Origin of the sequence: Pseudomonas sp. BF-RE-22, assembly GCF_019956155.1 — a bacterium.
GTDB classification, from domain to species: Bacteria; Pseudomonadota; Gammaproteobacteria; order Pseudomonadales; family Pseudomonadaceae; genus Aquipseudomonas; species Aquipseudomonas migulae.
Map to the genome: position 1 here is coordinate 159,510 of NZ_JAHBDD010000001.1, position 13,435 is coordinate 172,944.

Consider the following 13,435-nt stretch of genomic DNA (forward strand, 5'->3'; position numbering starts at 1 on the left):
CAGTGAGCGCTGACTACCCACGCGACCTGATCGGTTACGGCAGTAACCCTCCTCACCCACACTGGCCGGGCAATGCGCGCATCGCCCTGTCTTTCGTGCTCAATTACGAAGAAGGCGGCGAGCGCAACATCCTGCACGGCGACAAAGAGTCCGAAGCCTTCCTTTCGGAAATGGTCTCGGCGCAGCCGCTGCAAGGCGCGCGCAACATGAGCATGGAATCCCTTTACGAGTATGGCAGCCGCGCCGGCGTCTGGCGGATTCTGAAACTGTTCAAGGAATTCGACATTCCGCTGACCATCTTCGCCGTGGCCATGGCCGCCCAGCGCCACCCGGACGTGATCCGCGCGATGGTCGATGCCGGTCACGAGATCTGTAGCCACGGCTATCGCTGGATCGACTACCAGTACATGGACGAAGCACAGGAACGCGAGCACATGCTCGAAGCGATCCGCGTCCTCACCGAAATCACCGGTGAGCGCCCACTGGGCTGGTACACCGGCCGCACCGGCCCGAACACCCGTCGACTGGTGATGGAAGAAGGCGGCTTTCTCTACGACTGCGACACCTACGACGACGACCTGCCCTACTGGGAACCGAACAACCCGACCGGCAAGCCGCACCTGGTGATCCCGTACACCCTGGACACCAACGACATGCGCTTCACCCAGGTCCAGGGCTTCAACAAGGGCGACGACTTTTTTGAATACCTGAAAGACGCTTTCGATGTGCTGTACGCCGAAGGTGCCGAAGCGCCGAAAATGCTCTCGATCGGTCTGCACTGCCGGCTGATCGGCCGTCCGGCGCGTCTGGCCTCGCTCAAGCGCTTTATCGAATACGCTAAAAGTCATGAACAGGTGTGGTTCAGCCGCCGCGTCGACATCGCTCGCCACTGGCACGAAACCCACCCGTACCAAGGGGCTGCCCAATGAGCACCTTTCAAACCCTGAAACCCTCGACCCTGAGCCGCGACGCGTTCGTCGCCGCTTTCGCCGACATCTACGAACATTCGCCATGGGTGGCCGAGAAGGCCTTCGACCTGGGCCAGGACGCTTCGATCGACGAGATCGAAACCCTGCACCAGCGCATGAGCGACATCCTGTTGAGCGCTGATCACGAAAGCCAGTTGGCCCTGATCAACGCTCACCCGGACCTGGCCGGCAAAGCCGCCGTCCAGGGCCAGTTGACCGAAGCCAGCACCAATGAACAGGCTGGCGCCGGTATTCACCAATGCACGGCCGAAGAGTTTTCTCGCTTCACCGAGCTGAACGACGCCTACAAAGCCAAGTTCAAGTTTCCCTTCATCATGGCGGTAAAAGGCAGCAACCGGCATCAGATCCTCGCGGCGTTCGAAACGCGCATTCACAACCCGGCAGAAACCGAGTTCAAGTGCGCGCTGGCGGAGATCAACAAGATCGCCCTGTTCCGATTACTGACCCTATAGCGAGCCTTGCCCGAGCGACATTGGACGCAAACATCGCCCAGGGCACTGCAAGCATCCCAAGCCAACTTATTAAAGGCAGACAAGAAGAATGAAAGCTTACGCCGTACCTTTCGAGAAGTTCGTCAACCTGGCCGACGCCCGCCTGGGCACCAAAATCATTTCGGTCACCGATGACTGGTTCGCAGACGCCAACCGTCTGTTCCAACCGACCCCGGCCGTGTGGAAGGAGGGCGTGTTCGATGACAACGGCAAGTGGATGGACGGCTGGGAATCGCGTCGCAAACGCTTCGAAGGCTACGACAGCGCGGTCATCCGCCTGGGCGTGCCGGGTTCGATCAAAGGCGTAGACATCGACACTTCATTCTTCACCGGCAACTTCCCACCGTCGGCTTCGCTGGAAGCCTGCTTCCTCGCGTCTGGCGAGCCTGACGACAACACCCAGTGGACTGAAGTGCTGTCGGCCGTAGAGCTGCAAGGCAACAGCCACCACTACCACGAAATCAGCAACGACCAGGCCTTCAGCCACCTGCGCTTCAACATCTACCCGGATGGCGGCGTGGCCCGTCTGCGTGTCTACGGCATTCCGTTCCGCGACTGGTCTGCTGTGGGTGACAACGAGCAAGTGGACCTGGCCGCAGCCCTGAACGGTGGCCGCGCCCTCGCCTGCTCCGACGAACACTTCGGCCGCATGAGCAACATCCTCAACCCGGGCCGTGGCATCAACATGGGCGACGGCTGGGAAACCGCACGTCGTCGCACGCCGGGCAATGACTGGGTCATCGTCGCGCTGGGTCATGCCGGCGAGATCGAAAAAGTCGTCGTCGACACCCTGCACTTCAAGGGCAACTACCCGGACACCTGCTCGATCCAGGGCGCCTTTGTGAAGGGCGGCACCGACAGCCAGATCGAAACCCAATCGCTGTTCTGGCGCGAACTGTTGCCGGCGCAGAAACTGGAAATGCACGCCGAACACACCTTCGCCGAGCAGATCAAGGCGCTGGGCCCGATCACCCACATCCGCCTGAACGTGTTCCCGGATGGCGGTGTGAGCCGCCTGCGTGTCCTGGGCAAGGTCGCTAAATAAGCGCTGAGGCCTTCGCGGGCAAGCCTCGCTCCTACAGGTTTCTCAAACCGTAGGAGCGAGGCTTGCCCGCGAAGACGACAGAACAAACAACATTGAATTCGGATAAGAAGACCAGCATGCGCACACTGACGATTGAACCGCTGACCAAAGAAGCCTTCGCCCCTTTCGGTGACGTGATCGAAACCGACGGCAGCGATCACTTCATGATCAACAACGGTTCGACCATGCGCTTCCACAAACTGGCGACGGTCGAAACCGCCAAGCCAGAGGACAACGCGATCATCAGCATTTTCCGCGCCGACGCGCAGGACATGCCGCTGACCGTCAGCATGCTGGAGCGTCACCCGCTGGGCAGCCAGGCTTTCATTCCGCTGCTCGGCAACCCCTTTCTGATCGTGGTCGCGCCACTTGGCGATGAACCTGTATCAGGCTTGGTCCGCGCCTTCGTCACCAACGGCAGGCAGGGCATTAATTACCATCGCGGCGTCTGGCACCACCCGGTGCTGACGATCGAAAAGCGGGATGACTTCCTGGTGGTTGATCGCAGTGGCACAGGCAATAACTGCGATGAGCATTTTTTCAAAGAGGATGAGCGTTTGATCCTCGCCCCCCACCAATAAGAGAAGGTCTGATCACTCGACAACAGAGTGACAGGCGAGAGGTAAAGACTGTGGAAGCACATCTGTTGGAATGGCTGAACCTGAGCGTGCGCTGGGTTCACATGATTACTGGCGTGGCCTGGATCGGTGCGTCGTTCTATTTCGTCTGGCTGGAAAACAACCTCAATCGGGTCAACCCGAAAAGTGGTCTGGCCGGTGATTTGTGGGCGATCCACGGCGGCGGTATCTATCACCTGGAAAAATACAAACTGGCTCCACCGACCATGCCGGACAACCTGCACTGGTTCAAATGGGAAGCCTACTTCACCTGGATGTCGGGGATCGCGCTGCTGTGCGTGGTGTTCTACTCCAACCCGACGTTGTACTTGCTGGCACCGGGCAGCAGCCTGACCGGCCCTGAAGGTGTTGCCCTGGGCATCGCTTCTTTGTTCGTTGGCTGGTTCGTCTACTCCTTCCTCTGCGACTCGGCCCTGGGCAAACGCCCTGCCCTGCTCGGCTTCATCCTGTTCGTGCTGATCATCGGCGCGGCCTACGGCTTCAGCAAAGTGTTCAGCGGTCGTGGTGCGTACCTGCACGTCGGCGCGATCATCGGCACCATCATGGTCGGCAACGTGTTCCGCATCATCATGCCGGCGCAGCGCGCACTGGTAGCGGCGATTGCCGAGAACCGCACGCCCGATCCGGCACTGCCGGCCAAAGGCCTGCTGCGTTCGCGTCACAACAACTACTTCACCTTGCCGGTGCTGTTCATCATGATCAGCAACCACTTCCCGAGCACTTATGGCAGCCAGTACAACTGGCTGATCCTGGCCGGGATCGCGGTGCTGGCGGTGTTGGTGCGTCACTATTTCAACACCCGTCATGACAGCCACAAGTTTGCCTGGACCCTGCCCGTCGCAGCCGTGGGCATGATCTGCCTGGCTTACGTGACTGGCCCGGCGCAGATGCCAAGCGCACCTGAAGTGGCCAAGGCTCCTGGCACCATCGAGTACCAGCCGCTGCCGGAAACCGCCCTCGGCGGTGGTGCCAAACCTGCCGCACCGAAACCGGCTGAAGCACCGGTCCAGGCGGCAAACGCCGGCCCGGGTTTCGACAAAGTGCACAGCGTGATCCAAGAACGTTGCGCAGTATGCCACTCGGCCAAGCCGACCAGCCCGTTGTTCAGCGCAGCACCGGCCGGCGTGATGTTCGATACCCCCGAGCAGATCCGCCAGAACGCGGCGCGCATCCAGGCTCAAGCCGTCACCAGCCAGATCATGCCACTGGGCAACATCACCCAGATGACCCAGCAGGAACGTGACCTGATCGGCGCGTGGATTGTTCAGGGAGCTCCGACCAATTAATCGCTAAAAGCTTCGCGAGCAAGCTTCGCTCCTACAGGTTTTGTGTCGTTCACAAATGATGCAAACGGCACAAAACCTGTAGGAGCGAGGCTTGCCCGCGAATGGCCGCGCCGCGGTCTCCCCTGATGCACAAAATCACAAGAATAAAAAAGATCCGAGGTGTTGCATGTCCGAGCTATCCCAAGCGCGCATCCCCGACGCACCCGCCATTCAGCGTTTGCCCCTTTTGCAACTGATCCTGGTCGGTCTGCAACATGTTTTGCTGATGTACGGCGGAGCCATCGCGGTGCCGCTGATCATCGGACAGGCCGCTGGCCTGAGTCGTGAAGAAATCGCCTTCCTGATCAACGCCGACCTGCTGGTGGCCGGCATCGCCACCATCGTCCAGTCGCTGGGCATCGGCCCGATGGGCATTCGCATGCCAGTGATGATGGGCGCCAGCTTCGCTGCCGTCGGCAGCATGGTCGCCATGGCCGGCATGCCCGGTATCGGCCTGCAAGGAATCTTCGGCGCGACCATCGCCGCCGGGTTCTTCGGCATGCTCATCGCACCGTTCATGTCCAAAGTCGTTCGGTTCTTCCCGCCGCTGGTGACCGGCACGGTTATCACCTCGATCGGTTTGTCGCTGTTCCCCGTCGCCGTCAATTGGGCGGGCGGTGGTGCCGGCGCCGCTCAATTCGGCTCCCCGATTTACCTGGCCATCGCCGCGCTGGTGCTGGCAACCATTCTGTTGGTCCATCGTTTCATGCGCGGTTTCTGGGTCAACATTTCCGTGCTGATCGGCATGTGCCTCGGTTACGTGATCTGCGGGTTGATCGGCATGGTCGACCTCAGCGGCATGGCCCAGGCGCCTTGGCTGCAATTCGTCACCCCGCTGCACTTCGGCATGCCGAAGTTTGAACTCGCGCCGATTCTGTCGATGTGCCTGGTGGTGGTGATCATCTTCGTCGAGTCCACCGGGATGTTCCTCGCGCTGGGCAAAATCACCGGCCAGGAAGTCTGCCCACGGATGTTGCGTCGCGGCTTGCTGTGCGATGCCGGCGCGTCGTTCTTCGCCGGTTTCTTCAACACCTTCACCCATTCCTCTTTCGCGCAGAACATCGGCCTGGTGCAGATGACCGGCGTGCGCTGCCGCTCGGTGACCATCGTTGCCGGCGGGTTGCTGATCGTATTGAGCCTGCTGCCGAAAGCCGCGTTCCTGGTCGCCTCGATTCCACCCGCCGTGCTCGGCGGTGCGGCGATTGCGATGTTCGGCATGGTCGCCGCCACCGGGATCAAGATTCTCCAGGAAGCCGACATCGGTGACCGTCGCAACCAATTGCTGGTGGCGGTGAGCATCGGCATGGGCCTGATCCCGGTGGTACGTCCGGAGTTCTTCGCCCACCTGCCGTTGTGGATGAGCCCGATCACCCACAGCGGCATCGCCATGGCAACGTTGAGTGCCTTGGCGCTGAACCTGCTGTTCAACATCCTCGGCGGCAAGGAACGCGCCGCGATCAACGACTGCCACGCCCACTAAGACAGAAACGCACAACCCCTGTAGGAGCCGGCTTGCTGGCGATGGCGGTGTGTCAGACGACATCAATGTTGGATGTTCTGACCTCATCGCCAGCAAGCCGGCTCCTACAGGGGTGGGGTTTCCTGCGCCTTGAAAATAAAAACAAGAGGGAGCAACAGATGATTCGGACACAGACAAACCTGCTGTTAGGCAGCGGTCTTCTGGCTGCCAGCCAAGCCATGGCCGGCGATTTACTGCTGTGGCAGACCAACAGCCTGAGCTATCTGTACGGCAAGGATTTCGCGATCAACCCGTCGATTCAGCAGACGATCACCTTCGAACACGCCGACCGCTGGAAGTACGGCGACAACTTCCTGTTCGTCGACAGCACTTACTACAACGGCGAAAAAGACCGGAACAAAGGCGTTCATGCCTATTACGGCGAATTCAGCCCACGCCTCTCCTTCGGCAAAATCCTCGACCGCCGCTTCGAGTTCGGCCCGATCAAGGACGTGTTGCTGGCCATGACCTACGAGAATGGCGAAGACGACACCGAAGCCTACCTGATCGGCCCCGGCTTCGACCTTGCAGTACCGGGCTTCAACTTTTTCACCTTGAATTTCTACTATCGCCAGACCGAAGGCTCGCGCTCTGGCGATGATGTCTGGCAGATCACACCGGCCTGGTCCTACACCGTCCCGCTGGGCAATTCGAACCTGTTGATCGACGGCTACCTTGACTGGGTCGTGGACAACGACCAGAACTCGCGCGGCACCTATCACGCCAACCTGCATTTCAACCCGCAGATCAAATACGACCTGGGCAAGGCCTTGGGCTGGCGGGAGAAACAGGTGTATGTCGGCGTCGAGTACAGCTACTGGAAAGACAAGTACGGCGTGGAAAACAACGCCCGCCTCGACACCAATGAAAACACCACCAGCCTGCTGGTGAAGGTGCACTTTTAAGATGACCCGCAACAGTGCCCAAAACCTGTCGTCGGTGCGCTGTTGCGGGGCACTTGAGACCCGGCCCTGGAGTCAGTATTCTCCGCGGCCGCCTGAATCCGCTTTAAAAAAAAGCCCGGATTTAATTCCTGACCAGAAAGCCAACTTATCCCGGCCCTGGACGGTATCAAGGCATTCCAACCCCCCTCTCAATCGACGGCTCTTGAGCCGCCGAACGGGAGTTTTTTTGCTTTTCGAAAGCCTTGGCGCAGCTCTTGCTAACAGCACTGAAGCTGACCGATTGGATGATTTTTTACCGCTACGGAAAAAGGCGCCACACCAGAGCGCCGACCTTAAAAAAACAACGTGAAACACCTACTTTTTGGGAGCAACCGAATGAAACGTACGTGCACTAGCCTGATGCTGGCGGGATCCTTGCTGGCCGGGGGCCAGGCCATGGCCGGCGACTTGCTGCAATGGCAGAACAACAGCCTGACCTACCTGTATGGCAAGGACTTCCAGGTCAACCCACGCATTCAGCAGACCGTGACCTTCGAACACGCCGATGGCTGGAAATATGGGGATAACTTCTTCTTCGTCGACAAGATCTTCTACAACGGCGAAAAGGACTTCAACGTCGGCCCGAACACCTATTACGGTGAGTTCAGCCCGCGTATTTCCCTGGGCAAAGTCCTCGACCAGAAAGTCGAATTCGGCCCGGTCAAAGACGTGTTGCTGGCCATGACGTACGAGTTTGGTGAAGGCGATACCGAGTCCTACCTGATCGGCCCGGGTTTCGACCTGGCAATCCCTGGTTTCGATTACTTCCAGCTGAACTTCTACCAGCGCCACACCGAAGGCAGCCGTGCGGGCGACAACGTCTGGCAGATCACCCCGGTCTGGTCCTACACCATCCCGGTCGGCGATTCGAGCATCCTGATCGACGGTTTCATGGACTGGGTAGTCGACAACGACTCCAACTCCAAAGGCGACTACCACGCCAACCTGCACTTCAACCCGCAGGTTAAATATGACTTGGGTAAAGCGCTGAATTTTGGCGAGAAGCAGTTGTATGTGGGTGTGGAGTATGACTATTGGTCGGACAAGTACGGGATTAAGGATAGCCAGTACTTCAAGACTGATCAGAGTACTACGAGCTTTTTGGTGAAATTCCACTTCTGATAAAAATCACCCATCCCGCCTGTGTCGGCGGGATGGGTAGTATTAAGCCACCGAAGCTCTACGTCCTGGCGTCACATCTGCCCAGGCTCCACCACCCGTTGTTCCAGGGCGGTATCCTGAAAAAATCATCTCAGGAAGACTACGCTCAACCGGACTCTCCAACTGCGAAGGTGAGGTATGAAAAAAACGGAAAGGTATAGATAATTCATCGGGGTTCAACTCCGGCCCAATTTCCGGACCACGAACATATTCCAACAGCATTACTGGACCGGACATATGCATCGTCAACTTAAGCCGACTAAATACCCCTACTTCCTCCGAAGCACTTCTCTTTTGTTGCCAGCCAAAATTATCGAAACCATAACGATTAGCAGAACTATCCGAATATTCAAAAACCACTTTATCCAGCAGCGCCTCGCCTATTTCAGAACCAGGCTGCGCTGCAATGACGGCATTCGTCGTATATTCACCTTCAAACAAGGCCAGAAAACCCCGAGACGCACTCAGTACACCAAGAGGTCCCCCGACAGCTACATCGCCGTCCATATAGACTCCTCCCTCAACATATGTCGCAGCCAGCCTGACAATATCACTTGCTGCCGCATAATTATTGTAGGGTCCATTTACCTCTCGATAATATATTGATTCTATTTCTCTGGACTGCGAATAAATCGGCGCAAGCTGATCAAATAGTTCTTGAGGATCTCTTATCAACAACTGGTCACCTTCACGGAACGCCATTTCCCTGCTGACTGGATCCAGACTTTCCCTCATAGCATTTAAAACATCAAATACGCGTGACGACTGAGATGTCCAAAGGCTCACCTCATACTCCGGGTTTAAGTTTTTAAAAACCAGCATGTTTCGAACAAACCCCTCTGAAATCTCACCGCCCTCCCAATAGTAATGTGCATTACTTGGCACCACATTTGTTCCGAACGAATCGATTAAATTCAGGGGATTATTCAACAACATTTTAAATAGATTGAGCCCATCAACAAACCCTGCCGGATCCGGGTTCACCCACCGCTGCAACCACGGTGCGTAATACCGATAGCCGTAACAATAAAGCCCGGTTGCATCCCGTTCTTTACCCGAATAACGAATCGTTTTGTACCTGGCTTCGATCTCGCTGACACCCGCCCACAACGCCGTGCCACCAAACGCGTAATAAACCTCCCGACTCAGAATTCTGCCCCGCTCATCCAACTCCAGGGTGCTGGAATTCAGATGATTGCTCAGGCAAAAACGCAGTTGATCGTTACGAACATCACGAGGCAATCCTGCGACCCAGTGCAAGGCGCGGACCTGACCGCGCCCGGCCTCGACACTGAACACATGCCGCTCTTCTCCAGTGGCCTTGTCACGATGGATTTCCAAGCCCGGCAAGTAGCGCGTTTCAGAACGCAGTGTGCGATGCGCTGCCTGAGTCAGTCGGACTTTTCGCAAGCGATGCCCAGGACTGTCGTAGCAGTAACATTCAGTATCGTCAGGGCCGTCGTCGCGCTTCACCATCGTTACGCTGCTGAGCTGGTTCCGTACATCCCAACTCATCCGCTGGCCGCGTAACAGCTCCAGCTGATTGCCGTTGGCATCGAAGCCGTCGACCAAGTTACCTTTATCCGCAACGCTGCGATTACTGTCCGTAGCCGTAAACATCTCAAAAGTTTCTGCACCGCTGTGATGGCGGGTTTGCAGGTTACCGGCGGCGTCGTAATTGAAAGTCTGGGTGTAATTGCGCAACTGGTTGGGGTCCAGCGGCGTGGTTTGCCAGGCTGGCAAAGCCGGGCCGTAACTGGGTTGACTGACTTCGCTGCCAATGGCTTGGATCAGTTGATAAAGACTGTCATAGCCATAGCAGCAGACCGGATCGATCCGCTGATTATTGAAATAACGCGTCAGTTGAGCCAGGTCTTCGATGAAGGTGATATTGCCGACGGGATCGTAACCGTAGCTAAAATCCTGAAGCGGCTTGCCATCGACATCGCAGGACTGCAATTGCAGGAGGCGCCCGTCTTCACCTGCATACCGGGCAATGGTGGTGACGCCATTGCCAGCCCGTTCGCTGATGCTCCTGCCGAAAGCGTCGTAGCGGATTTCACTGACCAGCAAACGCGGCTCTCCTGAAGAACCGGCCAGCTTCAATCGGGTTTCACGTAGCTGACCGGCCCGGTCGTAAGCGAACGATCTGACGTTATCCATGGCGTCAGTCTGACAATGCATTTCTCCTACAGGACCGTACTGCCACGTCGTCTCGAACACCTCGTCTTCCAGTTCCGCCTCGGCGAATTCAGATGACCAGTCCGGCAGCTCCAGATCGCGCAGGAAACGCGTTTGCTCCGCCAGCAGCGATCCACCCACACCATATTCACAGAGGTTGCGCCTGCCGGCCGGATGGTCATGGCGGATCGGTTGACCACACTGGTTATGGGCCGTCCGCTCATCACTGGCATCGCCATACGTAAAGCGCTCGGAAACACGCGGCAACTCGTACGCCATTTGCTCCGTAACGGCTGTCGGGCGCTGGAGCTCATCAAATTCGCTGTGACGCTGACCACCGCGACCGTCCCAGAACGAGCAGGTCGCATCCGCCTGATTGATCAAGCTCAGCTGCCAACCGGTATCCACGCTCTTCACCAGCAGAGGCCGGCCTTGCAAATCAAAGGTGTTTTCAAGATTGGGTTTCGGCGCCGCTCCCCACAGGCGTGGGTCCCGGGACGCAAAAAGCCGTCCGGCAGGATCGAAGTGGTTACGGGTGATGCGGGTATCAATCGATGAGTTCAGAGGATGGCGGCAGTAGGCGACATTTCGCACAACCAAGCCGCGAGAATCCACCACAGCCAGACTCGGTGTGTGAGCATCAATCCATTGCGTGGCCGCCATGTTCGAACCCTCTGCCTGAGGGCTTTAATCTGATCGAATAAATACTTGAACGTCTACTGTCACAAATGACAGTTCAAGCGGGCTCCGGCACCGAAAGCCCGAGAAACCGACACAGCTCTTCGCGTTTGGCCAACGCATCACGCCGCCCCAGATCAATCAACTCGCTGCAATACCCCGCCTCGAACAGCAGATAACTCAACACCCCCGCCCCACTGGTCTTGGTCGCACCCGGCCCGCGCAAAAACAGACGCAGCGCTGCCGGCAGTTCCTGGCGATGTCGCGCAGCGATCTCATCAATCGGCTGGCTCGGCGAAATCACCAGCACCTCCACCGGCGCTACGCCGAGCGTGCGGGTCGGCGTGCCGGCGGGCATCAGATGGCTGAACTGATTCAAGCGCTGCAGCAGTTCGATGTCACTTTCCAGGCTGTCAATGAACGTACTGTTGAGCATGTGCCCACCGATCTGCGCGAGCGTCGGCTGCTGCCCGGTGTAGGCCCGTTGCAGCGGTCGCTCCGGGTCGACACCGCGCGGGTTGCCGCTGACGCCCACCACCAGCACGCGGCTGGCGCCCAGGTGCAAGGCCGGGCTGATCGGTGCCGATTGGCGCACCGCGCCGTCACCGAAATATTCCTCGCCGATTTTTACCGGGGCGAACAGCAGCGGGATGGCGGAGCTGGCGAGCAGGTGCTCGACGGTCAACTGCGCAGGAACGCCGATGCGTCGATGGCGTAACCAGGCGTCGATGGTGCCGCCGCCCTGATAAAAGGTGACCGCCTGACCCGATTCGTAACCGAACGCGGTGACTGCCACGGCCTTCAACTGCTTCTGCGCGATGGCTTCGGCGATGCCGGTCATGTGCAATTTGTCGTTGAGCAACCGGCGCAGCGGCGAGCTGTTGAGAAGGGCCACCGGCACCTGAGCGCCGATGCCAAGCAGACTGTGGCTGACAAACCGGCTGGCCTGACGGATCACGCCCGGCCAGTCGCTGCGCAAAACCAGATGGCTACGGAACCCTTGCCAGAAAGCGGTCAGGCGTTCGATGGCATTGCGAAAATCCATCGCCCCACTGGCGAGGCTGACCGCATTGATCGCCCCGGCCGAGGTGCCGACGATCACCGGGAACGGATTGTTTGCCCCCACCGGCAGCAATTCGGCAATCGCTGCCAGCACGCCGACCTGATAGGCCGCCCGAGCCCCGCCGCCGGAAAGAATCAACCCTGTAACCGGTTCGCCTGGACTCATGCACAACACTCCATGGTGCTAGTTGGAATTTTCCATTTCCCTGCAGGAGCGAGACCGGCTTGCCGGCGATGGTCGTCAACGATGACGTTGGCTGCCTGACACTCCGCGACGCTCTCGGGTTTTTCGCGAGCAGGCTCGCTCCTACAGGGATTGGGGATTCAGCCGCGTTTTGCGTACAACTTGGGTTCGCCCGGCGGACGACTCTTGAAGCGGCGATGGGCCCAGAGGTATTGCTCCGGGCAGTCGCGCAAGACGCCTTCGATCCATTGGTTGATCCGCAGGCAATCGGCCTCTTCGGTCTCGCCGGGGAAACCTTCGAGCGGCGCATGGATCACCAAGCGATAACCGCTGCCGTCCGCCAGACGCTCTTGGGTGAACGGCACCACCAGCGCCTTGCCCAGCCGCGCAAACTTGCTGGTGGCAGTGACGGTCGCGGCCTGAATCCCGAACAGCGGCACGAAGATGCTTTGCTTGGCGCCGTAGTCCTGATCCGGCGCGTACCAGATCGCCCGGCCGGCCCGCAGCAGTTTGAGCATGCCGCGCACGTCTTCACGCTCCACGGCCAGCGAGTCGAGGTTGTGTCGCTCACGGCCATTGCGCTGGATGTAGTCGAACAACGGGTTCTTGTGCTCGCGGTACATGCCGTCGATGGTGTGTTGCTGGCCGAGCAGCGCCGCGCCGATTTCCAGCGTGGTGAAATGCACGGCCATCAGAATCACGCCTTTGCCTTCGCGCTGGGCCTTTTTCAGATGCTCCAGCCCTTCGACATGCGCCAACCTGGCCAGACGCTCCCGCGACCACCACCAGCTCATGGCCATTTCAAAGAATGCGATGCCGGTGGAGGCAAAGTTTTCCTTGAGCAGGCGCTTGCGCTCGGCAGCGGATTTTTCCGGGAAGCACAGCTCCAGGTTGCGCTTGGCAATGCGCCGTCGGTCGCCCGCCACGCGATACGTCAATGCACCGAGGGCACGACCAATAAACAGCAGCGCCGGGTATGGCAACTGAACGATCAGCCACAACAGCCCCAAGCCGCACCACAGCGGCCAGAAACGCGGCATCAGAAATGTTTTTTGAAAACGCGGGCGATCCATTAAAGGTTCCGGAAAGACAATGGCCGCGCATTCTACATCGTTCGACCCGGCTTGCGGCTCGCGAGCGTTCTCGTTATAAGTCTCGGCACTTTTAGTGACAAGCCGT

At 58.5% G+C, this 13,435-nt stretch carries 11 protein-coding genes; 8 read left to right on the forward strand and 3 right to left on the reverse strand.

The window, feature by feature from the left end; all coding sequences use genetic code 11:
* Nucleotides 1–2: 2 nt before the first annotated feature.
* From puuE to KGA82_RS00790, 8 genes are all read left to right on the forward strand, one after another.
* Nucleotides 3–929, forward strand: a complete 927-nt coding sequence (gene puuE / locus KGA82_RS00755) for an allantoinase PuuE (RefSeq protein ID WP_008031461.1) — start codon at nt 3–5, stop codon at nt 927–929.
* The gene (gene uraD, locus KGA82_RS00760; protein ID WP_223414379.1) at nt 926–1,441 is read left to right on the forward strand and encodes a 2-oxo-4-hydroxy-4-carboxy-5-ureidoimidazoline decarboxylase; all 516 of its coding nucleotides are present in this window, start codon (nt 926–928) and stop codon (nt 1,439–1,441) included. The genes puuE and uraD overlap by 4 nt, the downstream gene beginning before the upstream one ends.
* Before the next feature lie 88 nt (nt 1,442–1,529).
* Nucleotides 1,530–2,525, forward strand: coding sequence for an allantoicase (alc, locus tag KGA82_RS00765; RefSeq protein WP_008031459.1), 996 nt, complete (start codon nt 1,530–1,532; stop codon nt 2,523–2,525).
* A gap of 116 nt (nt 2,526–2,641) precedes the next feature.
* Entirely contained in the window at nt 2,642–3,145 is a 504-nt protein-coding gene (locus tag KGA82_RS00770; RefSeq protein ID WP_008146154.1) for an ureidoglycolate lyase, read from the forward strand.
* A gap of 50 nt (nt 3,146–3,195) precedes the next feature.
* Entirely contained in the window at nt 3,196–4,488 is a 1,293-nt protein-coding gene (locus KGA82_RS00775; protein WP_192227310.1) for a urate hydroxylase PuuD, read from the forward strand.
* A 166-nt stretch (nt 4,489–4,654) separates the two neighbouring features.
* Entirely contained in the window at nt 4,655–6,007 is a 1,353-nt protein-coding gene (locus KGA82_RS00780) for a nucleobase:cation symporter-2 family protein (RefSeq protein WP_008031456.1), read from the forward strand.
* Nucleotides 6,008–6,165: 158 nt separating this feature from the next.
* Nucleotides 6,166–6,951 (forward strand): outer membrane protein OmpK, encoded by a 786-nt coding sequence (locus KGA82_RS00785; RefSeq protein ID WP_223449350.1) that lies wholly within the window; start codon nt 6,166–6,168, stop codon nt 6,949–6,951.
* 375 nt (nt 6,952–7,326) lie between these two features.
* Entirely contained in the window at nt 7,327–8,112 is a 786-nt protein-coding gene (locus KGA82_RS00790; protein WP_223449353.1) for an outer membrane protein OmpK, read from the forward strand.
* A gap of 42 nt (nt 8,113–8,154) precedes the next feature.
* Here KGA82_RS00790 and KGA82_RS00795 read toward each other — a convergent pair whose 3' ends face one another.
* The 3 genes from KGA82_RS00795 to KGA82_RS00810 all read right to left on the reverse strand — a co-directional run bounded on the left by KGA82_RS00795 (nt 8,155) and on the right by KGA82_RS00810 (nt 13,329).
* The gene (locus KGA82_RS00795) at nt 8,155–10,995 is read right to left on the reverse strand and encodes an RHS repeat-associated core domain-containing protein (protein ID WP_223449355.1); all 2,841 of its coding nucleotides are present in this window, start codon (nt 10,993–10,995) and stop codon (nt 8,155–8,157) included.
* Nucleotides 10,996–11,068: 73 nt separating this feature from the next.
* Complete coding sequence (locus KGA82_RS00800) at nt 11,069–12,238, reverse strand: patatin-like phospholipase family protein (protein WP_223449357.1); 1,170 nt, start codon at nt 12,236–12,238, stop codon at nt 11,069–11,071.
* A gap of 158 nt (nt 12,239–12,396) precedes the next feature.
* Nucleotides 12,397–13,329, reverse strand: a complete 933-nt coding sequence (locus KGA82_RS00810) for a lipid A biosynthesis lauroyl acyltransferase (protein WP_223449359.1) — start codon at nt 13,327–13,329, stop codon at nt 12,397–12,399.
* Nucleotides 13,330–13,435: the final 106 nt, after the last annotated feature.